We start from the raw sequence: 1268 nt of genomic DNA, 5'->3' as shown, positions 1-1268 counted from the left end.
GCAAGAGCTTCTCCTGGCGCGACTACCGGGACCTGTTGATCGCAGCACACCAGCAGCTCAGTGGCCCGATCGTTCTCGTCCGGGACAACTTCAACGTTCACAAGGCCGCCGACCTGCAAAAGTTCGCCGAGGCCCGGGACTGGCTGACCATCTACCGTCTGCCGCCCTACGCACCCGACCTCAACCCGGTCGAGGGGATCTGGTCCCTCCTGCGACGCGGCTGGCTCTCCAACGTCGCCTTCAGTACCCCTGAACCCCTCGTCCAGCGCATCCGGCGCGGCCTACGGCACATCCAGTACCGCAGCGAACTCATAGACGGCTGCCTCTCCGAGCCGGCCTAGCAATCAGACCTACCTGAGCAACCCGGCCACATCACGAGTTCAACCTCAGTAATGCAGGGCGGCCGCGAGTGCCTCGGCCAGGGTCACGGGCGGGCGGCCGATCAGGCGGCGCAAGTCGCCAGAGTCGGTGTACATCTCGCCGCGGTTCATACCGCGGTCAGCGTCAGCGAGGACCTCCGCCAGCTCGGCGGGTAGGCCCGCGGCGTCCAGTACCTGGGCGAAGTCGGCCACCGGGAGGTCAGCGTAGGTAACCTGCTTTCCGGCCGCAGCGGAGATCGCGGCGGCGAGCTCAGTCAGGGTGAAGGACTCGTCGCCGCCGAGCTCGTACACGGCACCGGTGTGGCCTTCAGTGGTGAGGACGACCGCTGCGGCCTCGCGTAGTCGGCGCGGGACGCGGCGCTGATCCGCCCCTCGCCTGCGGCGCCGACGACCGCGCCGTTCTGCAGGATCTGCGGCAGTTGGCTGGTGTAGTTCTCCAAGTACCAGCCGTTGCGCAGCAGCACGCTGGGGATTCCGCGGTCCCGCAGATACGCCTCGGTCTCGCTGTGCGTGGCACCGATGACGGTGGTGGCCGTGTCCGCGTGCGTCGTGCTCGTGTACGCCACCAGCGACACGCCTGCGGATGCCGCGGCGTCGATCACGCGGCGGTGGTTGGCGACCCGCTCGCCCACGGGGACCGAGGCCGAGATCAGCAGCAGCCTGTCCGCCCCCGCGAATGCCTCGGCCAGGCCGTCGGTGTCCGCGAAGTCGGCGCGGCGTACCGTGATGCCTCGGTCGGCCAAATCCTTGATCCCGGCGATGTCCCGGCCGGTCGCGATGATGTCCGCGGCCGGGATCTCGCGCCGCAGCAGTGCCTCGAGGGTGAGCCTGCCCAGCTGGCCGGTGGCTCCAGTGACGACGATCGGCATGATGGTCATTCCTTCCTTC

Annotated in this window: 3 protein-coding genes; 1 reads left to right on the top strand and 2 read right to left on the bottom strand. The window is 68.5% G+C overall.

Annotated features, from left to right (window positions below):
- A partial coding sequence (locus HII36_RS55240; protein WP_173531396.1) for a transposase occupies positions 1-341 on the top strand: 341 nt, incomplete at its 5' end.
- Between the two features lie 45 nt (positions 342-386).
- On the opposite strand, the gene HII36_RS57670 is transcribed toward HII36_RS55240, so the two are convergent.
- Together HII36_RS57670 and HII36_RS55235 are read right to left on the bottom strand one after the other, a co-directional pair.
- Positions 387-671, bottom strand: a complete 285-nt coding sequence (locus HII36_RS57670; protein ID WP_236005248.1) for a Rossmann-fold NAD(P)-binding domain-containing protein — start codon at positions 669-671, stop codon at positions 387-389.
- The coding region (locus HII36_RS55235; RefSeq protein WP_236005247.1) for an NmrA family NAD(P)-binding protein at positions 635-1268 on the bottom strand (634 nt) is incomplete at its 5' end. The genes HII36_RS57670 and HII36_RS55235, both read right to left, overlap by 37 nt.

The sequence above is a fragment of the Nonomuraea antri genome (assembly GCF_013283785.1).
Taxonomy (GTDB): domain Bacteria; phylum Actinomycetota; class Actinomycetes; order Streptosporangiales; family Streptosporangiaceae; genus Nonomuraea; species Nonomuraea antri.
Note: the sequence above shows the minus strand (reverse complement) of the source record. Positions and strands in the feature narration are given on the sequence as shown.